The organism is Pseudoalteromonas sp. SG41-1 (assembly GCF_014164575.1).
Classification (GTDB): Bacteria; Pseudomonadota; Gammaproteobacteria; order Enterobacterales; family Alteromonadaceae; genus Pseudoalteromonas; species Pseudoalteromonas rhizosphaerae.
In genome coordinates, this window is the sequence record NZ_JACJFL010000005.1 from 1 (window position 1) to 25,741 (window position 25,741).

At 39.7% G+C, this 25,741-nt stretch carries 25 protein-coding genes and 1 tRNA gene; 18 read left to right on the plus strand and 8 right to left on the minus strand.

Annotated elements, in window-relative coordinates; translation table 11 throughout:
• The first annotated feature begins 39 nt into the window (after nucleotides 1-39).
• Both H5203_RS05160 and H5203_RS05165 read left to right on the plus strand, forming a co-directional pair.
• Nucleotides 40-114, plus strand: a tRNA-Arg gene (locus H5203_RS05160).
• A gap of 367 nt (nucleotides 115-481) precedes the next feature.
• Nucleotides 482-1,738 carry an IS110 family transposase gene (locus H5203_RS05165; RefSeq protein ID WP_145239608.1) on the plus strand — a complete coding sequence of 419 codons (1,257 nt, stop codon included), beginning with the start codon at nucleotides 482-484 and terminating at the stop codon, nucleotides 1,736-1,738.
• Nucleotides 1,739-1,793: 55 nt separating this feature from the next.
• Here H5203_RS05165 and H5203_RS05170 read toward each other — a convergent pair whose 3' ends face one another.
• Both H5203_RS05170 and H5203_RS05175 read right to left on the minus strand, forming a co-directional pair.
• Nucleotides 1,794-3,155, minus strand: coding sequence for a S41 family peptidase (locus H5203_RS05170; RefSeq protein ID WP_145239588.1), 1,362 nt, complete (start codon nucleotides 3,153-3,155; stop codon nucleotides 1,794-1,796).
• A gap of 314 nt (nucleotides 3,156-3,469) precedes the next feature.
• On the minus strand, nucleotides 3,470-4,798 hold the full coding sequence (locus tag H5203_RS05175) for an ATP-binding protein (RefSeq protein ID WP_182819460.1): 1,329 nt from the start codon (nucleotides 4,796-4,798) through the stop codon (nucleotides 3,470-3,472).
• Between the two features lie 210 nt (nucleotides 4,799-5,008).
• Between H5203_RS05175 and H5203_RS05180 the strand changes: the two genes are divergently transcribed.
• Complete coding sequence (locus tag H5203_RS05180; protein WP_182760575.1) at nucleotides 5,009-5,353, plus strand: cupin domain-containing protein; 345 nt, start codon at nucleotides 5,009-5,011, stop codon at nucleotides 5,351-5,353.
• Between the two features lie 59 nt (nucleotides 5,354-5,412).
• On the opposite strand, the gene H5203_RS05185 is transcribed toward H5203_RS05180, so the two are convergent.
• Nucleotides 5,413-6,861 (minus strand): dihydrolipoyl dehydrogenase, encoded by a 1,449-nt coding sequence (locus H5203_RS05185; RefSeq protein WP_145239579.1) that lies wholly within the window; start codon nucleotides 6,859-6,861, stop codon nucleotides 5,413-5,415.
• Nucleotides 6,862-6,986: 125 nt separating this feature from the next.
• On the minus strand, nucleotides 6,987-7,715 hold the full coding sequence (locus tag H5203_RS05190) for a glutathione peroxidase (RefSeq protein WP_145239576.1): 729 nt from the start codon (nucleotides 7,713-7,715) through the stop codon (nucleotides 6,987-6,989).
• A gap of 114 nt (nucleotides 7,716-7,829) precedes the next feature.
• Between H5203_RS05190 and H5203_RS05195 the strand changes: the two genes are divergently transcribed.
• Nucleotides 7,830-8,732 carry a LysR substrate-binding domain-containing protein gene (locus tag H5203_RS05195; RefSeq protein WP_145239573.1) on the plus strand — a complete coding sequence of 301 codons (903 nt, stop codon included), beginning with the start codon at nucleotides 7,830-7,832 and terminating at the stop codon, nucleotides 8,730-8,732.
• Here the strand turns inward: H5203_RS05195 and H5203_RS05200 are convergent.
• Entirely contained in the window at nucleotides 8,716-9,909 is a 1,194-nt protein-coding gene (locus H5203_RS05200) for a flagellar assembly protein FlgT (protein WP_145239570.1), read from the minus strand. The genes H5203_RS05195 and H5203_RS05200 overlap by 17 nt on opposite strands.
• A gap of 162 nt (nucleotides 9,910-10,071) precedes the next feature.
• Here H5203_RS05200 and H5203_RS05205 point away from each other — a divergent pair, with 162 nt between their 5' ends.
• Nucleotides 10,072-10,530, plus strand: a complete 459-nt coding sequence (locus H5203_RS05205; protein WP_145239567.1) for an LPP20 family lipoprotein — start codon at nucleotides 10,072-10,074, stop codon at nucleotides 10,528-10,530.
• 490 nt (nucleotides 10,531-11,020) lie between these two features.
• On the opposite strand, the gene flgN is transcribed toward H5203_RS05205, so the two are convergent.
• The 3 genes from flgN to flgA form a co-directional block, all read right to left on the minus strand.
• Nucleotides 11,021-11,452: a flagellar protein FlgN gene (flgN, locus tag H5203_RS05210; protein ID WP_145239564.1), complete on the minus strand. Its 432-nt coding sequence runs from the start codon at nucleotides 11,450-11,452 to the stop codon at nucleotides 11,021-11,023.
• Nucleotides 11,445-11,759, minus strand: coding sequence for a flagellar biosynthesis anti-sigma factor FlgM (gene flgM, locus H5203_RS05215; RefSeq protein ID WP_145239561.1), 315 nt, complete (start codon nucleotides 11,757-11,759; stop codon nucleotides 11,445-11,447). The genes flgN and flgM overlap by 8 nt, the downstream gene beginning before the upstream one ends.
• Nucleotides 11,760-11,837: 78 nt before the next feature.
• Nucleotides 11,838-12,545, minus strand: a complete 708-nt coding sequence (gene flgA / locus H5203_RS05220) for a flagellar basal body P-ring formation chaperone FlgA (protein WP_145239558.1) — start codon at nucleotides 12,543-12,545, stop codon at nucleotides 11,838-11,840.
• 141 nt (nucleotides 12,546-12,686) lie between these two features.
• Between flgA and H5203_RS05225 the strand changes: the two genes are divergently transcribed.
• The 13 genes from H5203_RS05225 to flgL all read left to right on the plus strand — a co-directional run bounded on the left by H5203_RS05225 (nucleotide 12,687) and on the right by flgL (nucleotide 25,541).
• Nucleotides 12,687-13,619, plus strand: coding sequence for a chemotaxis protein (locus H5203_RS05225; protein ID WP_145239555.1), 933 nt, complete (start codon nucleotides 12,687-12,689; stop codon nucleotides 13,617-13,619).
• A 20-nt stretch (nucleotides 13,620-13,639) separates the two neighbouring features.
• The gene (locus tag H5203_RS05230) at nucleotides 13,640-14,470 is read left to right on the plus strand and encodes a protein-glutamate O-methyltransferase CheR (protein ID WP_145239552.1); all 831 of its coding nucleotides are present in this window, start codon (nucleotides 13,640-13,642) and stop codon (nucleotides 14,468-14,470) included.
• Between the two features lie 200 nt (nucleotides 14,471-14,670).
• Nucleotides 14,671-15,081: a flagellar basal body rod protein FlgB gene (flgB, locus tag H5203_RS05235; RefSeq protein WP_145239549.1), complete on the plus strand. Its 411-nt coding sequence runs from the start codon at nucleotides 14,671-14,673 to the stop codon at nucleotides 15,079-15,081.
• Nucleotides 15,082-15,083: 2 nt separating this feature from the next.
• The gene (gene flgC / locus H5203_RS05240; protein WP_145239546.1) at nucleotides 15,084-15,515 is read left to right on the plus strand and encodes a flagellar basal body rod protein FlgC; all 432 of its coding nucleotides are present in this window, start codon (nucleotides 15,084-15,086) and stop codon (nucleotides 15,513-15,515) included.
• A 13-nt stretch (nucleotides 15,516-15,528) separates the two neighbouring features.
• Entirely contained in the window at nucleotides 15,529-16,209 is a 681-nt protein-coding gene (locus H5203_RS05245; RefSeq protein WP_145239543.1) for a flagellar hook assembly protein FlgD, read from the plus strand.
• A 55-nt stretch (nucleotides 16,210-16,264) separates the two neighbouring features.
• Entirely contained in the window at nucleotides 16,265-17,632 is a 1,368-nt protein-coding gene (gene flgE, locus H5203_RS05250; RefSeq protein ID WP_145239540.1) for a flagellar hook protein FlgE, read from the plus strand.
• Nucleotides 17,633-17,791: 159 nt separating this feature from the next.
• Nucleotides 17,792-18,556, plus strand: coding sequence for a flagellar basal body rod protein FlgF (locus tag H5203_RS05255; protein ID WP_145239537.1), 765 nt, complete (start codon nucleotides 17,792-17,794; stop codon nucleotides 18,554-18,556).
• A gap of 21 nt (nucleotides 18,557-18,577) precedes the next feature.
• Nucleotides 18,578-19,366 carry a flagellar basal-body rod protein FlgG gene (gene flgG / locus H5203_RS05260; RefSeq protein WP_145239534.1) on the plus strand — a complete coding sequence of 263 codons (789 nt, stop codon included), beginning with the start codon at nucleotides 18,578-18,580 and terminating at the stop codon, nucleotides 19,364-19,366.
• A gap of 18 nt (nucleotides 19,367-19,384) precedes the next feature.
• Entirely contained in the window at nucleotides 19,385-20,068 is a 684-nt protein-coding gene (gene flgH, locus H5203_RS05265) for a flagellar basal body L-ring protein FlgH (RefSeq protein WP_145239531.1), read from the plus strand.
• An 11-nt stretch (nucleotides 20,069-20,079) separates the two neighbouring features.
• The gene (locus tag H5203_RS05270) at nucleotides 20,080-21,174 is read left to right on the plus strand and encodes a flagellar basal body P-ring protein FlgI (RefSeq protein WP_145239528.1); all 1,095 of its coding nucleotides are present in this window, start codon (nucleotides 20,080-20,082) and stop codon (nucleotides 21,172-21,174) included.
• 155 nt (nucleotides 21,175-21,329) lie between these two features.
• On the plus strand, nucleotides 21,330-22,298 hold the full coding sequence (flgJ, locus tag H5203_RS05275; RefSeq protein WP_145239525.1) for a flagellar assembly peptidoglycan hydrolase FlgJ: 969 nt from the start codon (nucleotides 21,330-21,332) through the stop codon (nucleotides 22,296-22,298).
• A 1-nt stretch (nucleotide 22,299) separates the two neighbouring features.
• Entirely contained in the window at nucleotides 22,300-24,306 is a 2,007-nt protein-coding gene (flgK, locus tag H5203_RS05280; RefSeq protein ID WP_145239522.1) for a flagellar hook-associated protein FlgK, read from the plus strand.
• 2 nt (nucleotides 24,307-24,308) lie between these two features.
• Entirely contained in the window at nucleotides 24,309-25,541 is a 1,233-nt protein-coding gene (flgL, locus tag H5203_RS05285; RefSeq protein ID WP_145239518.1) for a flagellar hook-associated protein FlgL, read from the plus strand.
• Nucleotides 25,542-25,741: the final 200 nt, after the last annotated feature.

Below are 25,741 nucleotides of genomic sequence, written 5' to 3' on the forward strand. Positions count from 1 at the left end.
CACCTAGCACCTAGCACCTAGCACCTAGCACCTAGCTCTGGCCTCTTAGTTAAATGGATATAACGGCCCCCTCCTAAGGGGCAGTTACAGGTTCGATTCCTGTAGGGGCTACCAATAAAGTCAATGGGTTACGTGTTTTGTTTTTCTTCCGCCTGTTTTTTATAGCACATTTATAGCATCGTAAATTGAAATATAAAGAATTTAGCGTTGTCTTTTCATTAAAATAGCCAAATTACATTCAGGCTGCTTTGTGCCATCTATAGTCTTTGAACCTTAATAATCTATACTTTGAATTGTTGAGGTTATGTGCTCTTTACTTACGAATATTGTGCCAGCATCATTTAATGATCACCGCTTTTCTTTCGAAGTATTGAGTTACTTTACTCAAAACGAATACTCAGGGCTTGCCTTACAAACGCTGTCTATATTTCTTTCGAAGAGTAAAGAATGCATAACAAATTTCAATAATCGGAGATTTGGCATGAATACTAAAAATGATAACTTTTCTGCATATGTTGGCCTTGATTGGGCTGATAAAAAACATGATATATGTGTGCAGGTTAAAGACGAAGAGTCTCGGGCGTTCAGCGTAATTTCTCACTCACCTGAATCAATTAATGATTGGGTTGAGGCATTACATAAAAAAGTAAAAGGCAATATTGCTGTTGCAGTTGAGTTAAATAAAGGACCTATAGTATACGCCTTGCAAAAATATAGCTTTGTTACAGTTTATCCTATTCATGGATTAACCCTTGCTCGATACAGACAAGCTATGTTTCCCAGCGGTTCAAAAGATGATCCTTCAGACGCTGAATTAGCATTAGATATGATGCTGAATTATCCAAAGAAGATTACCCCCCTAAAACCAAGCAGCGAGAAAACGAGAACATTAGCCCTTCTTGTCGAACAACGTCGATTACTTGTAGACGACAAACGCAGGCATGCGAACCGAATCATTAATGCTCTAAAGCAATATTATACACAGCCCTTAGAGTGGTTTTCACATAGAGATACAGAGCTATTTTGTAATTTTCTAATTAAATTCCCAAACTTAAATGAATTGAAACGCGTTAGAACAAATACAGTTGCCAAACTATTAAACTCCAGAGGAGGGCCCACTGTTAAGAAGACCCCAGAGCGCATTGCATCTATAAAAGAGGCAATTCCTCTTACTAACGACGAATCTTTAATTATACCTTATCAAACGTTTGTCATCGCATTGGCTAAACAGATGTTGGTATTAATTAACAATATTCGAGAGTATGACTCACAAATAAGCTCAATTTTTACCAGTATGGATGACGCCTCAATATTTGCTTCACTTCCCGGCACAGGCCCTTGCCTTGCTCCTAGGCTTTTAGCTGCTTTAGGGGAAGATAAATCTCGTTTTAGTAGCGCACAAGAAATACAAAACTATGCAGGCTTATCGCCAGTTACAGAGCGTAGTGGTCAAAAGAGCTGGGTACATTGGCGCTGGCAATGTTCTAAATTTGTCCGTCAGAGCTTTATAGAGTGGGCTTCGAAAAGCGTAGGGCAATCTTATTGGGCGGGCATTTATTACGCACAGCAAAAAGCGAAAGGTAATTCACACCAATCGGCAATAAGAGCGTTGGCCTATAAATGGGTAAGGATCTTATTTAGGTGCTGGAAAACAGGAAAAGCTTATGATGAATCAAAATATTTAAAAGCACTAAAAGAGAAAGGTTCTCCTCTTTTAGTGGTAGAAAAAACTTGTTGAATGCCTCAGGGCGTGAAGCAGACATTGGTAACGCCTCGTTATACGCCAAATGCACTTATCTAAAAGCTTTAATTGCCTCATTAAGCTGCACATCTTTTCCGCTTTCAATATTCTCCACATCAAGAAATACAAATTCATGATCTACAGGCAATCCAATGTTTTCATAATTATCCCCATGAGAATTGAGATATCTTTCATTTGATAGTGTGATCCCCCAACCATTGGGCAAAGCTTTTGTTAACGCATCGCTAAAAGCTCCGTAGCTTCTTTCACCAATAAAAGTAACGTTGCCTCTTGCTTGTAAACCTAAAAGAAATACTTCAGCCGCACTAGGTGTTTTTTGACTAGTTAAAACAACAATGCTTCCTGTGTAATGATTAATTTTTGATGGGGCGACAACAATTTTTTGAAGTTCACTATAACCTGTCGATGTTTTAAATTGTTTCCCCCCCAAGGCTAATTCTGAATCTATTAAGTAAGATAAAATAGAAAATGCTACTAAGTCACTTCCACCCATACTAAAACGTAAGTCAATAATTAAACCATTGCTTTGTTTGATGATAGGCGTAAATATCTCCATAACCTCTTTTGTTGCTTTTACGTCATTATTTGAGAAATCATCAAAGTTACTTATTTTGAAATAGGCAATATTTTGAGGCGTTTTTGCTAAGGTAAAATTATCGTGATATTGAAGAGTGGAATAGTTTTTATCAATGTAATTTTTAATGTTTGCCTGAGACTTTTCAATTAATGCGGTATGTAATTCCCAGTAAGTTGAGTATTCAGGGTAGTTTTCTGAGTGCGCTTTTAATTCATCCCAAAATGACCACTTTCTTGGTGAGTAATGTGAAAGCCTATCAAGATCTTGATTGAGTAATATGGCATGACCGTCGCGTAATTCTTTAAGAAAGTCATCTATGATACTAAATAGCTCATCTTGCGTAGTTTTTGAGGTTATTCTTTTTTGCCAAAGTTTTCTCTGCTCAACCCAATTAATACTTTTATCTTTTGAAAATGCATAGTGCTCTTCAAAATTATTCATTAGAACGTCAAGAACAATACTGGCATTAAATTCATAGTTTTTGTCTTTAATACTAACAATTTTTTCGGATTGACATTGAGCGGGTAAACTATCTAATTTCGTTAGCTTTAACGGAAACAAACCACCAAAGTTAAGTAAGCGAGTATCTTTATTCACTTTTTTTGTTTCTTCAATGAACGAGATTTGTTCAAACTCATCGGTGATAAAGTGGTTTTCCAAACAATGCTTAGTTGTTAAATCAAAGGCTGTTGTTTTATTGTCCACAGTATGAAAAACGTAACCATAACCTTGGGTTTTCCAAGTTGTCTCAGTGGAGTTCGCAGAATTAATGGTACAAAGTACGGTGAGTAGAAATAACAAAATCCCTTTATTCAAAGTTTACTCCTAATAGTGAATCACAACCGAACTAGACTAAGCGTAGAATGCTGTCTTAAGCGGCAAATTGCTGTTGGCTAAAAGAACTGAGGTCCACCATTTTTAAAATTTGTAATTAATAGCTGATTTTACTGGTCGTCCACCTTAGGAGTACAGTTATTTACAGAACTCCAGATAAGACACTCTTTGCCAATGTTGCAAATGGCTAGCTAAAGGTAATTTTTGGCTTTGTATTGGTGTTTGATATGAGCTTTGCGAGCATTCGCCAGCCTCTTCATTTACATCGTAATGAAGTTTGATAGGTCTATTTTTTATCAATTTATCAGCCTCAGGTGTTTGCTTACTACATATTCACTATAGTAGAGCGGCAGGACAATATATTCCTTCTCCAGTGGTGATGAACCTTGCGTGCCGGTGAGTTTAATTGTTTTGATGGGCTGGCATTTATTTATGTACGATTGTAGTGATTTTGCTTTGGTGCGTTTACCACTTTTTACTTCGATAGGCAGTATGTTGCCTTCGTCATCAGAGGCCACAAATTCGATCTCCGCTCTTGCATCACCCCATGAATATGTTGGGTCAATGCCTTGTGCAGCAAGTTCTTGTTGTACAAAGTTTTCCGCCACAAAGCCTTTGTATTCATAGCCTTGTTGTTTTATTTCTTTATACCCAATATTTAGCATATGATTTAATAAGCCTACATCATAAAGAAATAACTTAACGATATTGTCTTTTTTATATGCTGCTAATGGGCTTTTAGGTGTACCGTCAATAGGGTGGTTTTTGAGTATCAAGCGGCACTTATTTAACCAAGAAATAGCGCTTTCAAAATCACTATAGCGAGATTTTTTATCGTGCATCCCTTTAAATTTAAAGCGATTAACCGATTCATCCATCACTGATGATAGCTGTGCTGGAACATTATTAAATACAGCTTCGATTAAACCTGCATCTACTTTTCCTGAGTATTTGCCGAAGTCTCGTTGATAGCCCAGTACTAAATTTTTATGAATGTCTGTTACAGCTTGAACGCGGTCAATGATACTGTGATCAGATAAATCGAACCATGTACTTACAGCCTCTGGCATACCACCCGTAAAGTAATAATCAGTGAGTTTTGAGAATAATTTACTATGTGCTGCACTTGAGTTTGTTTGTGCTGCAAATGCCTTAATTAGAGCGGTTTCTTTCGAGGCGATCAGAAACTCACGAAATGTGAGAGGGCGCAGATTATGTTGCTCCACTTTACCTACAGGAAAGGAGTTTAATAAACCGATATTAGAACCACTGGCGGCAATATGCATATGCGGCGCTTGTTCAGCAAAGTATTTGAGAGATGTGACTGCTTTAGGGCATTCGCCTATTTCATCAAGGATCAGTAGATCTGTATTAGGGTCAAACGTTTTTCCTGTAAGTAGCTCTATATTAGATAGTACGTTTTCGGGGGATAATGAATCTGCGAATGCTTCACTCATTTGCGGGGACTCTAAAAAATCGATTCGAATCACGTTTGCAAAGGTACTGCCTAATAGAGTTTGTAATAAATAAGTTTTACCTGTTTGGCGAGCGCCATCAATTAATAATGGTTTTCGTGTTGGTTTAGATTTCCAATCTAATAACTTTTCTAAAATTAATCGTTGCATGGCAGGTCTCACATTACTCATTAGATGATTAATTACACTTTATTGCGCGAATAAATGCAAGTTTTTACACTTTTACGCGCGAATAAATGCGATTTTCCACACTTTTATGCGCGAATAAGTGTAGTTGTGTTGTATGAATTAAATTTACTACCAATTTAAACGGTGATGTTTTACCTTGTTGTGTAGTAGCTTTTAAGGGATAGCGAAGATATGGCAATGCCTATTTCAGTCGATAACGCTGAACATTATAACTGGGGTGATGACTGTGATGGCTGGCATTTAGTGAAAAGTGCGGCATTGAGTGTGATCCAAGAGCGAGTGCCGCCGGGCTGTTGTGAGCAGTCGCATAAGCATGAGTTTGCAGAGCAGTTCTTTTTTGTACTTAATGGGCAGGCGACTTTGGTAGTCGACTCTGTTACCCATATATTAAACCCGCAGCAGGGCTTGCATGTGCCAGCAGGGGCTGTTCATCAACTATGTAATTATGGCCAAGATGACCTTGTGTTTATTGTTACTTCAACGCCGCCAAGTCATAGCGATAGAGTTAACCAATAACCCAGGTGGCCTAGACCTCCTGGATTATTGGTTATATTTTTATCCTAGCAAACTAGCTTCTAATTCCCTGGGCCACATTCCATACATTGATTAATGATGTCTGGGCCAAATTTAAGCTTGGCGTTTAAATCACGCAGTGCGGTACGTAGGCCTTCTTCTATCACTGGGTGATAAAATGGCATGTCGAGCATTTGTGGTACAGTCATTTTGTTTTGTACAGCCCATGCCAGTAGGTGGGCGATATGCTCAGCTTGCGGGCCAATAAACTCAGCACCTAAAAATAAGCCTGTGCCTTGCTCTGCGTATAAACGCATATGACCTTTATTTTTCAGCATTACGCGGCTGCGGCCTTGGTTTTCAAAGCTGACTTCACCAACTTCAAAACAACCACACTCACCATAACGAGCCGTTATTTGTTTGTACGTTTCACCGACCATAGCAATTTGTGGGTCGCTGAAAACGGCTGCAATTGGCGCTCGGCGCAGGCCAATACGTACATCAGGAAAACGGCCTGCATTTTGCCCTGCGATGGAGCCTTGGTCGCTCGCTTCGTGCAGCAGTGGGATCATGTTACTGGCGTCTCCGGCGATAAATATATTGGAGTCGCCACATTGCATTGTGTGTTTATCAGCGATTGGTACGCCACGTTCATCAAGCTTAATGCCGGTGTTTTCAAGACCGAGTTTGTCGGTGTTTGGTACGCGGCCCGTCGCGGCAAGTACGTAATCAAATTGCTCGGTTTGTTTGTTGCCGTTTTTGTCTACATAGGTAAGCTGCGCTTTATCGCCTACTTGTTTCATATCGGATACGTTTGAATCGGTATCGACAAAAAACTCTTCAGCAAATACGGTATTTGCGTAGTCTTTTATAACTGGGTCGGTAATTGGGCCAATCGCGCCACCCACACCAAATAGTTTTACCTTAACACCTAAGCGATGCAACGCTTGGCCAATTTCGAGGCCAATAACACCAGGGCCAAATACAGCAACTGACTCTGGCAAGTCTTGCCAATCGAAAACGTCATCGTTAATTATTAATCTGTCGCCAAAGTTATTAAATACGCCAGGGTAGGCAGGACGTGAGCCAGTGGCAATAACAAAACGCTTAGCGGTAATAATTGTATGGTCGTCAATTTGTACGCGATTGGTATCTAAAAACTTAGCATAACCTACAATTTTGTCATCAGCGGGTAACTCGTCTACGGCCTCAACCACAAAGCCTGCAAAGCGGTCGCGCTCGTTACGTACGCGCGCCATTACTTCAACACCGTTTATAGTTGGTTTTGAGCTGTGCACACCAAAGGCTGGCGCGACGTCAATTGCGTGGGCGGCTTCTGCGGCAGCAATCAGTAATTTACTTGGCATACAACCAACACGCGCACAGGTTGTGCCGTATGGGCCTGCTTCAATCATTAATACGTTAGACGTGTGTTGTTTTGCATTGCGGTAAGCGCTTAAACCTGCGGTGCCAGCACCTATTACAACAACGTCTGTGTTTAGTTCTTTCATGGTGATGTCCTCAATACCAATTTTATTAAAAAACTGGTTCATAAATAAGTTAATAAAATGGGTACGTAAAAAGGTAAAAGTAGGGGCATTAATGCCCCTAATTATGTGCTTAAGGTATTAGTTAATTAAGCAAAGTATTTTTCTAAATCGTCAGAGCCACCAATGTGCTTACCGCCGATAAATACTTGTGGCACGGTCTCACGGCCTGAAATAGCTTTTAGGCTAGTCAGTGATGCGCCAGCACCCATAGTGATTTCTTCGTATACTAGGCCTTTCTCTGTTAATAATGCTTTCGCTTTTTTACAGAAAGGGCAGCCAGGTTTAGTGAAAATGCTCACCGGCTCTGGTTTAACTTGTTTCGGGTTGATGTAATCAAGCATAGTGTCTGCATCTGATACTTCAAACGGGTCGCCAGGTAAATCTGGTTCGATGAACATTTTTTCAATTACGCCATCTTTAACCAGCATAGAGTATCTCCAGCTGCGTTTGCCAAAACCTAAATCGTTTTTATCAACTAACATGCCCATGCCGTCAGTGAATTCGCCGTTACCGTCTGGTAATAAGGTAATGTTTTGTGCTTCTTGATGCTCAGCCCATGCATTCATTACAAAGGTATCGTTTACTGATAAACACACAATGTCGTCAACGCCGTTTTGTTTAAGTACACCAGCTAATTCGTTGTAGCGTGGTAAGTGAGTTGATGAACAGGTTGGTGTAAATGCACCGGGTAGTGAAAACACAACCACTGTTTTACCTTTAAAAATGTCATCGGTAGTTACTGATTTCCATTCGTCATTTTGACGTGTTGCAAATGTAACCTGTGGAATTGTTTGACCTTCAATATTCTTTAACATGTTTTTTAGTTCCTCTTGATTTGTTGATAGCCATTATGTCGTGAAAGTTATAATAGCTCCAATCGTTTGTTTATATTAGTATGATAGGTATTACCGATTAATTGTGAGTTTGCAGTGAATTTAAAAGATCTTGAATACGTAAAAGCGATTGCGCACTTTAAGCATTTTCGTAAAGCCGCCGATGCATGTTTTGTCAGTCAACCCACTCTCAGTGGACAGGTTAAAAAACTTGAACAAGAGCTTGGTGTTACTTTATTTGACCGCTCCACTAAGCAGGTTACTTTAACGACTCAAGGTGAACGTTTGTTGACACAGATCAAAGTGATCTTAGAGCAAACCCAAATATTAAAAGAGCTAGCAGCAACGTCATCGTCGCCACTACAAGGTAAAGTAAGAATAGGTATTATTCCAACGATTGCACCGTATTTATTACCCACCTTACTCACCTCGATGAAAGAAGCGTTTGCTGATAGCCAATTTGCTTTTGTTGAGATGCAAACCGCGACTATATTAAGCGCACTGGATAACGGTGAGTTAGATATAGCTATATTAGCAGATGTGCCTGAACTTAAACTTTATCATACAGTTAAATTGTATAAAGAAGACTTTTTGGTCGCTATGTCAGCGCAAAATAGTTTAGCAAAACGCAGTAAAATAGCGTTAGATGAGCTACAAGAGTGCAGTTTATTGATGCTCAGCGATGGTCATTGTTTTAAAGATCAAGCCCAGCAATTTTGTTTTGCCGCTGGGGTTGATGTGTCCAATGAGTACCGAGGTAATAGCTTAGAAACCTTATTAGCATTGGTGGCTATGGATGATGGGGTAACCTTTGTGCCTAAGCTTGCGTGCACAGAGCGTGCAGGTATTAGCTACTTGCCAATCTTCCCAACTCAACAGCGAAGTGTGGTGTTGGCCTGTCGTAAACATTACCCGCATTTAGCGGGCATTGAATTACTTGCTAATTGGCTTATTGAGCACCCAAGCTTACACCAACAATTGACTAAGGCTCTAAATTAGTCAGTTCTACTACATCATTTATTTGAATATTAGGCAGTGGTTGTTGGTCAATACTGACGGCAACCGCACTTTGTTGATATACCTGCTCAACTTGTATTTGATTGAGCGTGGTGATCAGGTGTGGCATTTTATTTCCCGCTGCATCGGTTAAATAGTTATGATGTGCAATATTTAAGCGTTGGCCTTTTTCAATACCATGGGCTTTGCCTAAATTAATAATTAGCTTATTGTTTTCTATATGTAATATTTTACCTTGGGTTTCAAGGCAAGCCATTGCGGCTTGTAAGTCGTAACTAACGGTTTGGTTTATGTCAGCTATATTTTGGCCGTAATCTGAATTCCAAAATTTATCACTAAACACGTCAATAATTGCAGTTTTTTCAAATGGCCAGATAGCTTGACTGCGATAACTTTTTTGCCACATTCGCTCGTAAGTGGTGCCATCAAATAAGGCAAAATCTATTTTATATGAACGTTGGTAGGTTTCGTCCTGCCAAAAAGCATAACTGTTATTGAGTTTATCGCCATTTGAGATATCAACAATTTGACTTAACAATACATACTGAGAATTACTGCGGCTCGATATTTCTTCTAATAGGGCATTACTGTAATCGTATTGTTGATTAAAAAATTCGCCAACGCGGATCGGAAAGTTAAAATAGGCAGTTGGTTTAGCATTCATAGCTGATTGATTTAACGTTTTGTAGAGTGCTTCGCTGGTGGCTTTGTTAATGTCAAATATTTGACCCATCTTCGCTTGTTCGCGATTATTTAATTGTGTTTGGGTGATCGCAACAAATTTAGTAAATTGGTTCGCAGGGCAGTGTTCTTGTTGAGGGAAGATATCTAAGCGCAAAGTAATTGCAAATTGATCGGCTTTACGATCTTCGCTGATCATCTCTATTTTTTGAATTTCGCCATGGCTGTTTATTTTTAGCTGATCTTGAGTTAACACCCCATCTACTAAGGTTTGCATTGAGCTAACGCGTGCCCCTGAGAACACTAAAGCTTGGGTGATAGCATCTTTTATTGCCGCCGATTTTGCCGCACTTATATCATCATTTTTAATGCTTGCATGGCCGGTTGATTCATACCATTGAGCAACTGTATGGGAGGAAAATAGGCTAATACTCAGCCAACTGCTGGCGATTACTACCATTGATAAAATTCGCTTCATTACCCTGACCCCATGAATATACATTTGCTATTAACAGTGACAGAGCAAGGACTGTACCAATTGTTTTGTAAGGTTGCTTTAAAACCGTCATAGCAGTTAATTATGGCATTGATCGTGCATTGAGTTAGTTATTAATGTCTCTTTTAAAGCGTGAGAAAAGCCATGCGTATTGTGATTTCAATTTGTATATTAGCAAGCTTAGGTCTAGCTGGCTGTAGCAGTATTTTTGATAAACATGTGGAATATAAGTATATTGAGCCAGATAACTACCCAATTCTAAAAGCCGTGGGTTATGCGCCGATCAGTGCGCAACCGGGTGATAACCAATCACAACGCTCATTAATGGCGATTAAAGCATCAAAACTAGAAGCGTATCGTGAGCTTGCAGAGCAAGTATATGGGCAAAAAATTACCGCAGGTACCACAGTGCAAGGCAGTATTGCACAAAACGATCACTTGCAAGGGCAAGTACAAGGGATTATTAAAGGCGCACAAGTAATTAAAACCTATGCCGTAGGTGATACCTATGCCACTGAGTTACAACTTGATATGAAGCGGGTGCATGATTTATACATAGGTGAAATTAAACCACGCGAAGTTAAAAAAGTAACTTATTACTAAAACGCTTGATCTAATAAATTCGTTGTTATTTACGTTAGTAACTAACAAAATACACGCTAAAATATCTCACAGTGAATACTTCAGTGCTATGCTTTATTTAATGTTTTTTATTGAATAAAGCTTGTGGCACGTAAAAAAATAACTCGGTTTTTATTAATATACTTATGGTCGCGTCAGTGAGCGTTTTACACCTTGGCTGCGTGCTTTTGCGAAAGTTTAGTAACTGCCCGTTACTGCATTTTGCGCTATTGTTTATATTAGTTACCAGTGTGGTTTTTGCCGATCGTCTCCCCATCCAGTTTAATGTCTTTTTAGAAAAAATGAACCTGCAATTTGGACCAACGCGCTTAGCGATAGCACGTAATTGGCAAACGATGTTGGTTCAGTCACAGAATCAAACTGGCAATAAAAGTATCTAGCGAAAGGTAGCTATAAATGCAGGGTAAATCAATTAATCAGAAGTAGGCACAGGTGAAGCTCAAAGAAGGGGTTATGCTTTTAAGTTATGGACGATTTTACTGTTACCGTGAACAACACTACCACCTTGGTCATATGTTGTAGAGGTTGGCACACCAATTAAAATGTCTTTTAATTGTTTGACGGTTAATTGTGCATGGTGGGCTGCATGAGCATTAACATCATTTTTCTTTTTACATGACTCTAATAATTTACGCACATCACTAATTAAGTTTGTCACTTCGTCAGATTCAACGTCATTATTTGCAAGTAAGGTTTTGAGCTCTTTGTCTAAAGTTTGAATTTGACTCAAAAAGGCGAGTTTTTGTTTCGCGACATCTTTTAGACCCTCACCACGACGGGAAGCTATAGCGGTTAATTCATCTTCTAAGATATCAGCAAGGGATGTTAAGCAATTTAGCTGCATAACAAGTTTAGAACTGATCAGACTGTTGTGATCAGCCATACACATCAAACTCAAATGCAGCGATATTTTTTGCTAACTTTTCAGCATCAATCTGATATTTACCTTCAGTAATTGCTTTTTTTAGCTCAGCCACTTTGTTGCTATCAAAACCAGAAGACTGCTGTGCTTTGTCTTGCAAAGATTTTAACTGTTGCGCTTGTGGTGTTAAGCTTACTGAATCAGCAGTCGCTTTTGGCGTAGTTGCTTGCGCAGTATTAGCATTATTGTTTTGTAAATCAACTTTTTGCTGTTTTGCATTGGTCAACACATTAGCCTGTTGCTGACCTTTATTTACTTGGCTTACCATGATTTCAACCTATACATTATCCAACACATGCCTTGTTATCGGCAACCATGCTAGAAACTTTAGCATAAATACGAAAGTTTAAATAATTACCTGCACAGACTCAACACCGTCAACACGGGCATTTAAAACTTTCCCTGATTTTGCATTTTTAACTTTTACTTGCTCCCCTAAAGTACCATCTTCTAGGGCTAAACCGGAAGTTTTTATTTTCAATCCTCGAATTATTGCGAAAATAGTGACATTATCCCCTTTGCAGACCATACAGATTTGATTTAAAGCAACAGGGTAACCACTGCGGATATTGCGTTTGCTGCGGCTACCAATCAACAGTTCTTCATCTTGTAAGTACTGTGCTCTTACGAAATGTTTTGGTTTCATAATCAAACGTAAATGATGGGGTTCGATAACTTCACCCCGACTTAAATTTTCAGTGGCTATAATCACAGGGGATAGTTCAATCATACGTACATGAACATATTGACTCCAACCATTTAGGTCATCACATTTTATTTGTACGGTTATTTGGCGATTAAATGGCGGCTCAGTAGGAATATTAAATGCAAGGTCGCTGTTACAGCCACGATCTGGGATCCGGCTATCCAATGTTAAGGCGTTGAGTTCCTTATCATCGGCAGTATTAGGGTCTAGTTGATCATAGACATGAGATACAGCAAGTTCTTGCAATTGTTCTTTGCTATATGTTTGCGCATACAGTGGAGTTACTAGGCATAAGCTAGCAAGAAAATAAAAAACACTGTATCTTCGGCTTTTTTTTAACAAACTCATAATGTTTCGACTATGCTTATGGTTGAAAACAGGGTATAAATATTTAGCGTCAATAAACAGACGCTCCCGTGTAGTTATGTAGCTTTACAGAAAGAAAGCAATTATTGTTCCGTTCTTATTCGCTTTCTTCAGGAGATTGAAATGGCAGGCATTTTAGACTCAGTTAACCAACGCACTCAATTGGTTGGGCAAAACCGTCTTGAATTATTATTATTCAAGCTAAGAGGGCGGCAGCGCTTTGGCATCAATGTGTTTAAAGTGAGAGAAGTACTGCAATGCCCTCCTTTGACAAACATGCCAAAGTCAAATGCGTATATAAGAGGTGTCGCACATATACGCGGGCAAACTATTTCTGTTATCGATTTATCGATGGCCGTGGGTGGTCCTGCGATCGAAAATATTAAAGATAGTTTTATAATCATTGCTGAATATAACCGTTCCGTACAAGGGTTTTTGGTTGGTGGCGTTGAGCGAATTGTTAATATGAATTGGGAAAAAATAATGCCGCCACCGTCAGGGGCTGGCAGATATTCATATTTAACTGCAGTGACAGAAATTGAAAACGAGTTAGTCGAAATTCTTGATGTAGAAAAAATATTAAACGAAATTTGCCCGGTGAATACCGAAGTCAGTGCTGCAATAGCTAATGATGGTGAAATTCAAAAAGACTTAGGTGAGCGCATTGTGTTTATTGCCGATGACTCTGCCGTTGCTCGTAATCAAGTCAAACGTGCATTAGAGCCGTTAGGCGTGCAAACAGAGCTGGCTAAAAATGGTAAAGAAGCATTAATACGCCTTCGTGAGATTGCTGCACTTGATTGTAAGCATGATATTACCGAGCGAGTAGGATTGTTGATTTCTGATGTTGAAATGCCAGAAATGGATGGTTATACCCTAACCGCTGAAATAAAAGCAGATCCAAAGTTAGCCCCCTTACATGTTATTTTACATACATCGCTCAGTGGTGTATTCAATCAAGCGATGATTGAAAAAGTGGGTGCTGATGACTTTATAGCTAAGTTCAATCCGGATGAGTTAGCTACAGCAGTGAAAAAATGGGTTCATTGTGACTAATTTGAAAAGGCGGTGTTACTTTGGAAAATAAGCATTTACAGCAAAGCGAGTACGATCAGTTTCGCTCTTTTTTAGAGCAACAATGTGGCATTGTTCTGGGAGATAATAAGCTTTATTTAGTCAAAAGCAGGCTTGCTCCGCTAATGGTTCGTTTTAATGTTGAATCATTGTCACAATTGGTTAGTAAAACACTGAGTCCGCATGAGCGGCAGTTACGTGCCGCAGTCGTTGATGCTATGACGACCAATGAAACTTTATGGTTTCGGGATCAATACCCGTTTGAACTATTGCAAAGTAAGTTATTTCCGGAACATAAAGAGTTACGTCGTCCGTTGAAAATTTGGTCTGCGGCAAGTTCATCGGGACAAGAGCCATATTCTATTGCTATGTCGGTTGCTGAGTTTCAAGCTAAACAGCCGGGTGTATTAAAAATGGGCGCGCAGATAATCGGCACTGATATTTCTAATACTATGTTAGATATGTGTAAGCATGCAGAATATGACTCCCTTGCTCTAGCTAGAGGGCTGTCGGTAGAGCGCAGGAAAAAGTTCTTTAAAGATAGTGGCAACGGCATGGCGCAAGTAAACGACTCAATAAAAAAATTAGTGAGTTTTAGACATCTTAACTTATTAGATTCATACGCGCTAATGGGCAAGTTTGATATTATTTTTTGCCGCAACGTGCTGATTTATTTCGCACCAGAGGTTAAAGCTAAAATTATTGCTCAGTTTGCTCAAGCACTAAATCCTAAAGGGTATTTATTTTTAGGCGCATCAGAGTCTATGTCAGGGTTAAGTGACGAATTTGACATGGTACGCTGTAATCCAGGTATTATTTATCAAAAGAAATAGCTTACCAGCGTATTTAACGCGCTAAAACACAAGTTACTCAAATCTCATCGGTGGTAAAACCGAATCTTGAATACTATAAAACGATGTGGCTCCACATCGTTTTTCTTTTTAAATCAAATGATTAAACGAACCATAAAACATCAACCTAATTGGCTCAACTTTTGCATTAATCATCTTAAGTCAATTTTTTGGAGATGGTTATGGCTATCAGTTTTGATAAAGCATTTGGGGTTCATCCTCATGCAATGTTGATCCGTTCGCAACGTGCTGAGTTATTAGCAACCAATATCGCTAATGCTGATACGCCGGGCTATAAAGCGAAAGACATCGACTTTGCCTCAGCATTGAAAGCGGCAAAAAGCCACCAACAAGGCGGCAATAACATGGTAACAACTAACCCAAACCACATTGCCGGTGGCAGTCGTTATGTTGGTAATAGTGAAATGTTTCGCTCGCCAAATCAAGCAGATACAGGTGATGGCAACTCGGTTGACATACAAGTGGAACGAAACTTGTATACAAAGAACTCATTAGAGTATCAGGCAAGCCTGCAATTTATGAGTAGTAAAATTAAAGGCCTTAAAAAAGCCCTCGGTAGTCAAGGAGCCTAAGCATGAGTTTATATAACGTTTTTGATATTTCAGGTAGTGGTATGAGTGCGCAAAATGTGCGTTTGAACACAACCGCGAGTAATATTTCAAATGCTAATAGCATTAGCTCAAGCCAAGACAAAACTTACCGGGCGCGCCACCCTGTTTTTGCAGCTGAACTGATGAAAGCATCAGAATCAAGCGGTAATGTTCAGGGGTCGTCTGTTGGCGTTAAAGTGTTAGGTATTGTAGAGAGTAATAAACCATTACAAATTGAATATAACCCTAATCATCCTAGTGCGGATGAAAACGGTTATATCTACAAACCTAACGTTAATGTCGTTGAAGAAATGGCTAATATGATTTCTGCCTCACGCTCTTATCAAACCAATGTGCAAGTTGCTGATGCAGCGAAGCAAATGTTAAGTAAAACACTGTTGCTTGGGCAGCGGTAATTGAGGAAAGATTATGAGTAACGATATCAGCAGCACATCGTCAACTTATTTAGATTCGATTAAGTGGCAAGACAAACAGGTTAGCAGTGATAAGAAAAGTGATGCGTTAACCCAAGAAGATTTCTTCTCATTGTTAACACAGCAACTGTCGTTTCAAGATCCCAGCAAACCAGCTGACAATGATCAAATGATCGCGCAGATGACAAGTTTCACCATGGCTGAAGGTATCTCAAACCTTAATAGTAATTTTCAGTCATTAGCCGCATCGATGACATCTAACTCAGCACTACAAGCATCGACTTTAGTGGGTAAACAAGCATTACTAGAGTCTAATACATTAGACCTAAACGATGTTGGTAGCGCTAAAGGAACCGTGGTTGCAGAAGAGCCTGTAGAAAACTTATTTCTACGAATTGAAGATTCATCTGGTCAGTTGGTGCGTAGTATTGATTTAGGTGCGCAATCAGCGGGCGCTGTCCGTTTCGAGTGGGACGGCATGAATGATAATAAAGAACGTTTACCACCAGGTGAATATAAAATTAAAGCTGAAGGGCAGTTAAATGGTGAGTACACGGCTTTACCTATAGCTACTTTTAAGAATATCGAGAGTGTTAATATTAATGGTGCAAACGGCATTATTATAAATACTAAAGAAGGTGCGGTTAGGCTAGCTGACGTTGCAGAAATCGCGTAAAAATTTTAATTATTAGTTAGCCACAGGCTAAACATTGACAGATTAGAGGTGAATTATGAGCTTCAATATTGCATTAACTGGCATTGCTGCCGCACAAAAAGACTTAGATGTAACAGCAAATAATATTGCTAACGTAAATACGGTAGGCTTTAAAGAGTCACGTGCTGAATTTGCTGATGTATACGCATCTTCGGTATTTAGTTCAGGCAAGACAAAAAATGGTGATGGTGTACAGACAACTATGGTGGCACAACAGTTTCACCAAGGTTCACTAAAGTTCACTCAAAACTCATTAGATTTAGCTATCACAGGTGAAGGTTACTTTGCCATGAGCCAAGATTTAGGGGCACAAGATTTTACTTATTCGCGTGCAGGCGCATTTAAACTTAATAAAGATAACTTTATTGTTGATGCTAAAGGCAATTACTTGCAGGGTTTTCCTGTTGATGAAGCTACAGGTGATACAACATCGGTAAGTTTAAGCACGTCATCAGCGTTACAGATCCCTGATTCATCAGGATCACCGCGAGCTACGACGAATGTTTACTCGTCGTTTAACTTAGACTCGCGTGCAACCTCGCCGTCAATAACTACTTTTGATCCTACAACGAGCGCATCATATAATAGCTCAACATCAACAACAGTATACGACTCGTTAGGTGAGCCGCATGTTTTACAGTTTTTCTTTGTTAAAACAAATTCTACAGTAACGGGTAATGACAATGAGTGGCAAACTTATGCGACCTTAGATGAAAAGCCATTTAGCCCTGCAGGTGTTCAAGAGACTGCTCCTCCTTACACACCATTATCAACCTTTCAGTTTGATTCTAGTGGTAAGCCATTAAACACAGATGGTGTCGCGAATACAGATAACACATTCAATCCATTAGCAATTCCAAGCGGTGCTGGTGCGGCAGTAGGGCTATCTGATTTATTAACAAATGGTGCCAGCTTCCCTGAAAATGTTACTGTTAATTGGCGCGATGAAGCGGCCACCGATAATAAAGTCCCGACTCAATATGCTAGTCGTTTTGAAGTTAAAGCACTTGAGCAAGATGGTGCTACTGTTGGACGTTTAGCCGGTATTGATATTGGTAGTGATGGTAAGATTGTCGCTTCATACAGTAATGGAGATACCTCATTCTTAGGACAAGTAGCCATGGTGCGCTTTTCTAACTCACAAGGCTTACAACAAGCTGGTGATACAGGTTGGAAAAAAAGTTTGACGTCTGGTGAGCCAATCGCTGGCGAACCAGGTTCTGGTACTTTAGGTTCCATTAACTCTACAGCGCTTGAGCAATCAAACGTGAATTTAACGAATGAACTCGTAGATTTGATCAGTGCACAGCGTAACTTCCAAGCAAACTCACGTGCGCTTGAAGTGAATTCAACACTACAGCAAGCTATTTTGCAGATCCGCTAATCTCGTTCTAATATTTTTTATAATCCGACACCTAGGCTGCTATTTATTAGCAGCCTTTTTTATTTGCGATTGATTATTTTTTGTAACTTATCACGTCAGTTTATTGTGGCACTTATCTTGCATTTGTCATGTTATAGATTTTTAACGTGAGTCGATGTTATGGACAAGATGGTCTACATTGCAGCGTCTGGAGCTAAGCAAAGTTTGCGGGGCCTAGAGCTTAAAGCAAATAATTTAGCAAATGCCAATACCACAGGCTTTAAAGCTGACTTCGCACAAGCGCGTTCGATGCAAGCTTTTGGCGAAGGCCTGCCGACACGTGTATTTACCATGCAAGAGCGGCCTGGTTCCAATATGACTTCCGGCGGTATTGTTGAGACTGGACGTGATCTAGATATTGCTATGAGCGATAAAGGATGGCTTACGGTGCAAGATGCTTCAGGTAATGAGGCATATACAAAAGTCGGTACGTTGAATATCACTCCTGACGGCGCTTTGATCACCAGTCACGGGCGTCAAGTTATTGGCGAAGGTGGACCAATTATTTTGCCATTGCCAGTGGAGAAAATTGAATTTAGTGAAGATGGCTCTATCCAAGTTCGCCCGCAAGGAGCTCCAGCTAACTTTTTAGAAGTTGTTGATCGTTTGAAGGTGATCAAGGCAAATAATTCAGAGCTTGAAAAAGGTAATGATGGCTTATTTCGGCCAAAGCCTGAATTACTGGATAATGATATATGTGGATTTTGTGACATCTCTAATGATGTGAAAGTGATGAGTGGCACTTTGGAAATGTCAAATGTGAATCCGGTACACGAGATGGTGGATATGATAAACCATCAACGCCAATTTGAATTACAAGTTAAGTTAATGAAAACGGCTGAAGAAATTGACGAACGTCAAACTCAATTGCTGCGTATTGTTTAACTTTATTGAGAGGATATTAATATGAATCCTGCATTGTGGATAAGTAAAACGGGGCTTGATGCCCAACAAACTGACATTTCGGTTATCTCAAATAATTTAGCCAATGCCAGTACCGTTGGTTATAAGAAAAGCCGTGCTGTGTTTGAAGATTTACTTTATCAAAATATTAATCAGCCGGGTGGACGTTCATCACAAGATACTGAAATGCCCTCAGGTTTAATGCTTGGTGCTGGTACCAAAGTGGTTGCTAATCAGAAAAACTTTTCTCAAGGCAATATGTTAACCACCGAAAATTCATTGGATTGGATGATATCAGGGCCCGGTTTTTTTGAAGTTTTACAGCCTGATGGCAATATCGCTTACTCTCGAAATGGTCAATTTACCACGGATGAAGACGGCCGTATTGTTACTGCCGGCGCTGGTTTTCCCGTACAGCCAGAAATGAATGTACCTGATGACGCACAGTCCATTACTGTATCGCAAGATGGAGAGGTATCAGTACGTATCTCAGGGCAGCCAGAGAATGTGGTAATAGGTCAGTTAACGATCAGTGATTTTATCAATCCATCAGGTCTAGAGCCGGTAGGTCAAAACTTATATACCGAAACGGCAGTCAGTGGCGCACCTGTGCAAGGTAACCCTGGCCTAGAAGGATTAGGCACTGTTGTGCAAGGTGCACTTGAAACCTCTAACGTAAATGTAACTGAAGAATTAGTTAACCTGATTGAAACTCAACGGATCTATGAAATGAATTCAAAAGTGATTTCAGCGGTTGATGAAATGATGAGTTATATCAGTCAGCAACTTTAATTAATTCGGAGCAAAGTTATGCGTAATTTATCTATAGTCTTAACGGGTGCATTTATATTGAGTGGTTGTATGACAACTCAAAACCACAGCGTGGTTCAAGATGATCCATACTATGCTCCCATGTATCCAGAGCCTGCCGCAGAGCAAATCGTGCCGACAGGCTCATTGTTTGATAGTAATTTATCAAATGATTTATATTCAGATAAAAAAGCCTTACGTACTGGAGATATTATTACAGTTAAGCTGCAAGAATCGACGCAATCATCAAAAGCAGCTAAAACTGAAACGGATAAACAAAGTGATGCCAGCTTAGACCCTGTCATTGGGTTAGGCGGACTACCGGTTAATATTGGTGGTGATAGTATTCAGTTTGGTGTGGGCAGCGGTGCAAAATTCAAAGGTGATACTAAGTCAAACCAATCTAATAGTTTATTTGGTGATATTTCCGTGAATGTTATGCGTGTATTACCTAATGGTAATTTAGTGATCCGTGGTGAAAAATGGCTGACTTTAAACACCGGCGAAGAATTTATTCGTCTGGAAGGACTTGTGCGCCCACAAGATGTTACTGCAGATAATACTGTGACCTCTAATAGAATCGCGAATGCTCGGATTCAATATTCTGGTAAAGGGCAAATGCAAGAGACTCAAACGGCAGGGTGGTTAACTCGATTCTTCACCAGCTCTCTGTTCCCTTTTTAAAGGATGTTGATATGAATAGCTTGAAAGCGTTGCTGTGTATATGTTTATTAAGTTGGCACTTTAGTGCAAGCGCTGAACGTATTAAAGATGTCTCAATGGTTGAAGGCGTTCGCTCAAACCAGCTGGTTGGTTATGGTCTCGTGGTTGGTTTACCTGGCACCGGTGAGCAAAGTCGTTTTACTGAACAAAGCTTTAAAGCCATGCTAAATAGTTTTGGTATTACCATGGCATCGAATTTAAAACCCAAAATCAAAAATGTAGCTGCGGTTGCTGTGCATGCTGAGTTACCTGCATTTAGGAAGCCAGGGCAGACAATCGATATTACTGTATCGTCAATAGGTAGTGCGGGTAGCTTACGTGGCGGAACATTACTACAAACCTTTCTAAAAGGGGTTGATGGGAATACTTATGCTATCGCACAAGGTAGCTTAATTGTTGGTGGATTAGGTGTTGAAGGAGCCGATGGTAGTAAGATCGTAATGAACACGCCTACGGTAGGGCGTATTCCTAATGGCGCAACGGTTGAACGGGCAATTAAAAGTCCTTTTATGCAAGGTGATTACATAACCTTTAATTTAAATCGTCCAGATTTCACTACCGCTAAACGTTTAGAGCAAACTATTAATGAACTTATCGGCCCAGACAGTGCACATGCACTTGATGCCGCTTCAATACGTGTTATTGCACCGCGTGATGCGTCGCAGCGTGTTGCTTATTTATCTACGCTTGAAAATTTAGAGTTTAAACCAGCGGATACTTCGGCAAAAATTATCGTTAATTCACGTACTGGTACCATAGTGATCGGTAAAAATGTAAAGTTACAAGCGGCGGCAATTACCCATGGTGGCTTGACTGTTACGATTGCGGAACAGCAAAATGTATCTCAGCCTAACGCATTAAGTGAAGGGGAAACGGTCGTTACTAATCAAAGTATTATTGATGTTAACGAAGATGATTCTCGAGCCTTTGTATTCAACCCAGGTGTTAGTCTTGACGATTTAGTACGGGCAATTAACGAAGTCGGCGCAGCGCCCGGTGACTTAATGGCAATACTAGAAGCATTAAAAGAAGCGGGGGCCATCAGCGGTCAACTCGTGGTTATTTAACCATATTGACCCCCTAAGTTTGCGTTAACTCGCATTTAGGGGGGCTTGACTTGCATAATTAATCAACGCTTTTATACCTTCGCAAACTCGCAAACTCGCATTGGCTCAATTATTGCATTGTTAATAATATTATTAATCACTGTGTCAAATTGCTGATGGATACTAATCATCTCGATAAACAAAACTTCTTTGATTTAGGCAATCTTAATACGTTACGTCAAGATGCCTTAAAAAGTGGTGCCTCGCCTGAAGCATCGAAAGAAGCGCTAAAAAAAGCAGCGGCACAATTTGAATCTATTTTTACGCAGATGCTTCTTAAAAGTATGCGTAAAGCAAATGAAGCGTTTGAAGACGAAGACAGTCCTTTTAATTCCAGTGGTGTAAAGTTTTTTGAAGAAATGCATGATCAACAGTTATCAGTTGATTTATCTTCAAAAGGGTCATTGGGTTTAGCCGATCTCATAGTGCAACAACTTTCTCCTGATGGAAAAAACTTTACCCCTAGTTCAGTGCTGCGTACTGTTGATGATTTTACCAGTGATCAACGTGCAACAGGTACGAATACTGAAAACACGGCTGACACCAAGGCTGTTAATAGCAGCCCATCAACAGCGCAAAAACTTCAGTTTGAAAATGCAGAAGATTTTATTAGTAGTGTTTGGGAGCATGCAAAAACAGCAGCTGAAAAAATTGGTTTGAACCCTGCTGTGATGGTTGCACAAGCAGCTCTTGAGACTGGTTGGGGTAAGCATATTATTAATAAAAGTGATGGCAACAGCAGCTTTAACTTATTCAATATCAAATCAGATAGAAGCTGGCAGGGTGAGAAAGCCAATAAAATGACACTCGAATTTGAGCAAGGTACACCAGTAAAAAGACAAGCCAGCTTTAGAGCATATGATTCGATTAAAGACAGCGTGAATGACTTTGTGCAGTTTTTAACGGAAAACCCACGCTACCAAGAAGCATTACAAAATACCGCAAAACCGGCCGCTTTTTTAGACTCTTTACAAAAAGCCGGTTATGCCACAGACCCCAATTATGCCGAAAAAATTAAGCAAGTACTTAATCGTACAGAACTTAAAACACTGGCGACAACATTGGTTCGCCAAGGAGTAAATTAAGATGTCGTTTAATTTATTAGACATTGCAAATTCAGGCGTTCGCGCTAATTCAGAATTGCTACAAACGACCAGTAAAAACATTGCCAATATAAATACAGTTGGTTATGTACGTGAGCGTACAGAGCATATGACCATGATCGACAATCAAGTTGGTCGTGGTGAAACATATCGATTATTGAATGAATTTGCTCAAAAGCAGCTCAATCGCGATACTTCAAATAAAACCTTTTTTGATCAATTTGTTACAGAAGCAGGCCGGGTTGATAGCTTGTTTTCTCAAGAATCCAATAGCTTATCGAGCAGTATGAATTCGTTATTCAACAATGTGCAGGAAAGCTTAAATCAGCCATCATCAACAGTTGCACGTTCGTTGGTTATGACAGATGCAGAAAATTTGATTGATCAAATGGATCGTTTGTCAGGCATTGTATTTGATCAAAAAAACATCGTGAATGAGCAGTTAGAAATTTTTTCTGATGAAGCGAATACATTGATTCAAAATATTAGCAGTTTGAATAAGCAAATAGCTACGGTAAATGGTACGCGCAATGAGGCAAACTCAAGCACCATGTATAACGAGCGAGACCTTGCTATTCGTAAGTTATCGGAATTAATAGATGTAGAGACTCTTGATGGCCCCAACGGTGAAAAGCTGGTATTTATGGGCACCGGTGAATCACTCGTAATGCAAGACGGCGCATTTAATTTGTTTTCGATGGCGGGTGATCCGGATCCTAATTTTAAAGAATTACGTTTAGATATAAATGGCGGCAAAGCTGTGCCGCTTGATGTTGATGTAAGTAAACTTAAAGGTAAGATTGGTGGGTTACTAGCATTTCGTGATGATATTTTAGTGCCAGCACAAAACCAGCTTGGCCAAATGGGGCTTGCAATTGCTGATGCTTTTAACCAACAAAACCGTTTAGGGATGGACGGCAACGGTGAACTTGGTGGGGACATTTTTACAATTCCAACGGTTGGCGGTTACGCCTATCAAGCTAATACAGGTAACTCAAGCATGACGGCTACCCTAGAGCCTGGTAAAGGCAGTGAAATTCCTGCTAGTGACTTTATTGTTACTTATACCAGTGGTACAACGGTAGAAATACAACCTGTCGATAATAAAGGTGAACCATTAGGCTCTCCCTCAACCGCCAATATAGTTGCTGGCGTTATTGATTCATCGACTATGACCGGTGGGGAATCTTTTGGTTTACAATTAAATGTTACAGGAACCGGTAATGTTGGCGATCAATTTGCTGTAAAACTTAATGCAGAGGCTGCATCGAGTTTAACACTTGCCACCGATAGGCCTGAATCGTTAGCGCTTGCTTCACCAATCCGTACGGCTGATAACATAAACAACACTGGCAATGCCAATATTTCAGTAGGTAGTGTAAGTAGTGTGACTTCAGGTGGTTTTACAACTACGACACCTCCGGATCTTGCTAATGGCGATATCACGATAGTGAAAACTGCTAACCCAGATGAATACACAATATCAGATGGGGTCAATACAAGTACTTTTACAGTCACTCCGCCTGCTGAAAATATGCTTTCACAAGCTGGGAATGGTTTCGAATTATATGGCTTTGACTTTAATATTGAAGGCATACCAGCAACAGGCGATAGTTTTACACTGGAGTTTAATGAAGGTGGTTTTGATGATAACCGCAATGGCTTAATGTTGGCTGGGTTACAAAGTGGTGAGTTAGTTCGACAAAATGTGACCACAACTTCAACTGCAGATAATCATAAAACATTTAATCAAGCCTATGCAGGGTTAGTTACTGATATTGGTGTTGTAACCAATCAAGCGAAGACTAATGGCGCTGCTTTTGAGGCATTAGCTCAACAGTCTGAAGCCTGGTATGAGTCACTCTCGGGAGTAAACCTTGATGAAGAAGCAGCCAATTTATTACGTTTTCAACAATCTTATGCGGCGTCTGCACAAGTGCTATCAACAGCCCGTACAATTTTTGATACTTTACTTAATGCTGCGAGGTAATTATGCGTTTATCTAATAATTTGATGTACCAAAACAGTGTTAATTCGATTTTGAATAATCAGCAAAATGTCAATAAAGCACAAGAGCAAGTTAATACCCAAAAGCGAGTGCTTACAGCTTCAGATGATCCATCGGCAACAGCACGGGCGTTACTGTATACCGATCGTATACAAGCGAATGAGCAATACAGTAAAAATATTACTATGCTGACGAGTCGTTTAAATACCCAAGAAAGTGTACTTGAGAATATTAAAGGCTCGCTTGAAAAAGCACATACATTAGCAATTCAAGCTGGTAATGGTGTTTATACAGATATAGATCGTGAAGGTATTGCTGAAGAGATTAAATCTATACAAAGTAGTGTGCTTGATTTAATGAATGCTAAAACTGAAGATGGGAAGTATATATTTTCAGGTTATCAAGATAATACCCAAACCTATTCGCTTGATTCTTCAACTGGCAAATATGTTTATGGTGGCGACCAAGGCCAGCATAAAATTAAAGTAGCGGAAGGAGTTGAAATTAAATCCAGTGATAATGGGGTTGATACGTTTGAAAAGGTCAATGCACGTTTAGACGTCGCCTCGAATGATGGTGTTGCATCAGGAGGGATCACTAGTGCAAAAGTGTATGTGCGTGAACAAGCTCAGTTTGACTCTTTTCATAAAGCAAATTATAACGCTGATCCTGCTGCCGCAGTCGGAGCAAATACGTTTAATATTATAACGACAGCAGGTACACCTAATACTTATCAGGTTGAACAAGGTGGAAGTGTGATCAGCTCTGGCAGCTTTGAGGGATCACAAATTAAATTTGCAGGGTTGGAAATCGACATTAGCCCCGTGGCAAATGGGCAGGTAGACTTTACTTTAGAAGCACCGCAAAAAGAAAATATTTTAAACACCTTAAATGATTTGATCGCAGGACTGACTGATCCAACAATTAGCCAAGAAGATTATGAGCAAGTATTGGCAGCGGCCATGATCCAGATCGACAATAGTAAAAATCAGGTCTCTTTAACGCAGGCTGGTTTAGGTGGGCGGTTAAATACAGCTGAAAAAATCACGCAATCTAATAGTGACCTTGATGTAAATAACAAATCTTCTCGTGCAGATTTAATTGAACTCGATATGGCTGAGGCCATTACTGAACTCACGAAGCAAGAAACTGCACTACAAGCCTCGCAGGCAACTTTTGGCCGCTTGGCTAAATTATCACTGTTCGATTACTTATAAGTAAGTAAAGGAGTAAGGCAATATATTGCCTTACTCTCGTATTTCTCCAGCCTTTTAAGATCATCTCCTTACTATTTAACAGCTTAATAATTTCCTGAAGAAAAAGACCTGTACAATAATCTTTTATTCGTTTAATGGAATTCATTAATTAAACAATTTAAAAATTCATTAAATTACAAGAGCTTAAAAAATAAAGTTAA

What these genes read in the sequence shown, in the direction of transcription:
- H5203_RS05165 (WP_145239608.1), top strand. Translation starts at nt 482, where the DNA reads ATGAATACTAAAAATGATAACTTTTCTGCATATGTTGGCCTTGATTGG.
- H5203_RS05225 (WP_145239555.1), top strand. Translation starts at nt 12,687, where the DNA reads ATGGCAGGCATTTTAGACTCAGTTAACCAACGCACTCAATTGGTTGGG.
- H5203_RS05245 (WP_145239543.1), top strand. Translation starts at nt 15,529, where the DNA reads ATGAGTAACGATATCAGCAGCACATCGTCAACTTATTTAGATTCGATT.
- H5203_RS05190 (WP_145239576.1), bottom strand. Translation starts at nt 7,715, where the DNA reads ATGTTAAAGAATATTGAAGGTCAAACAATTCCACAGGTTACATTTGCA.
- flgG (WP_145239534.1), top strand. Translation starts at nt 18,578, where the DNA reads ATGAATCCTGCATTGTGGATAAGTAAAACGGGGCTTGATGCCCAACAA.
- flgL (WP_145239518.1), top strand. Translation starts at nt 24,309, where the DNA reads ATGCGTTTATCTAATAATTTGATGTACCAAAACAGTGTTAATTCGATT.
- H5203_RS05255 (WP_145239537.1), top strand. Translation starts at nt 17,792, where the DNA reads ATGGACAAGATGGTCTACATTGCAGCGTCTGGAGCTAAGCAAAGTTTG.
- flgB (WP_145239549.1), top strand. Translation starts at nt 14,671, where the DNA reads ATGGCTATCAGTTTTGATAAAGCATTTGGGGTTCATCCTCATGCAATG.
- flgE (WP_145239540.1), top strand. Translation starts at nt 16,265, where the DNA reads ATGAGCTTCAATATTGCATTAACTGGCATTGCTGCCGCACAAAAAGAC.
- H5203_RS05270 (WP_145239528.1), top strand. Translation starts at nt 20,080, where the DNA reads ATGAATAGCTTGAAAGCGTTGCTGTGTATATGTTTATTAAGTTGGCAC.
- H5203_RS05175 (WP_182819460.1), bottom strand. Translation starts at nt 4,798, where the DNA reads ATGCAACGATTAATTTTAGAAAAGTTATTAGATTGGAAATCTAAACCA.
- flgC (WP_145239546.1), top strand. Translation starts at nt 15,084, where the DNA reads ATGAGTTTATATAACGTTTTTGATATTTCAGGTAGTGGTATGAGTGCG.
- flgJ (WP_145239525.1), top strand. Translation starts at nt 21,330, where the DNA reads ATGGATACTAATCATCTCGATAAACAAAACTTCTTTGATTTAGGCAAT.
- H5203_RS05200 (WP_145239570.1), bottom strand. Translation starts at nt 9,909, where the DNA reads ATGAAGCGAATTTTATCAATGGTAGTAATCGCCAGCAGTTGGCTGAGT.
- H5203_RS05185 (WP_145239579.1), bottom strand. Translation starts at nt 6,861, where the DNA reads ATGAAAGAACTAAACACAGACGTTGTTGTAATAGGTGCTGGCACCGCA.
- flgM (WP_145239561.1), bottom strand. Translation starts at nt 11,759, where the DNA reads ATGGTAAGCCAAGTAAATAAAGGTCAGCAACAGGCTAATGTGTTGACC.
- flgA (WP_145239558.1), bottom strand. Translation starts at nt 12,545, where the DNA reads ATGAGTTTGTTAAAAAAAAGCCGAAGATACAGTGTTTTTTATTTTCTT.
- flgK (WP_145239522.1), top strand. Translation starts at nt 22,300, where the DNA reads ATGTCGTTTAATTTATTAGACATTGCAAATTCAGGCGTTCGCGCTAAT.
- H5203_RS05180 (WP_182760575.1), top strand. Translation starts at nt 5,009, where the DNA reads ATGGCAATGCCTATTTCAGTCGATAACGCTGAACATTATAACTGGGGT.
- flgN (WP_145239564.1), bottom strand. Translation starts at nt 11,452, where the DNA reads ATGGCTGATCACAACAGTCTGATCAGTTCTAAACTTGTTATGCAGCTA.
- H5203_RS05205 (WP_145239567.1), top strand. Translation starts at nt 10,072, where the DNA reads ATGCGTATTGTGATTTCAATTTGTATATTAGCAAGCTTAGGTCTAGCT.
- flgH (WP_145239531.1), top strand. Translation starts at nt 19,385, where the DNA reads ATGCGTAATTTATCTATAGTCTTAACGGGTGCATTTATATTGAGTGGT.